Genomic DNA, 296 nt, shown 5'->3' on the forward strand with positions numbered 1-296 from the left:
GATAATCTCTACGCCATTACCGTTAAGATGGTTACGCATAAAACCAGCAAACAGGTGCTCCAGGGTATGGATCCCTCTTTCTGGCATCACTTCTTTGTTCGGCACGCAGAAGCGCAGATCGAACACGGTGATTGCGTCGCCATGCGGGGTGTTCATTGTTTTCGCCACCCGAACTGCAGGCGCTTCCATCCGGGTATGATCGACTGTGAAGCTATCTAACAACGGCATTTAGCCACCTCCGGTAATTTTTTTTAAAATTTTCTGAACTCTTTGTTCCCAGGCGAGTCTGAGTATAT

The 296-nt window shown here is 48.0% G+C and carries 1 protein-coding gene; it reads right to left on the minus strand.

Annotated elements, in window-relative coordinates; all coding sequences use genetic code 11:
* On the minus strand, positions 1–222 hold a 222-nt coding region (locus B0E34_RS22625), incomplete at its 3' end, for an S-ribosylhomocysteine lyase (RefSeq protein WP_262484713.1).
* Between the last annotated feature and the right edge of the window lie 74 nt (positions 223–296).

Source organism: Chryseobacterium mucoviscidosis (genome assembly GCF_002177115.1).
Taxonomy (GTDB): domain Bacteria; phylum Bacteroidota; class Bacteroidia; order Flavobacteriales; family Weeksellaceae; genus Chryseobacterium; species Chryseobacterium mucoviscidosis.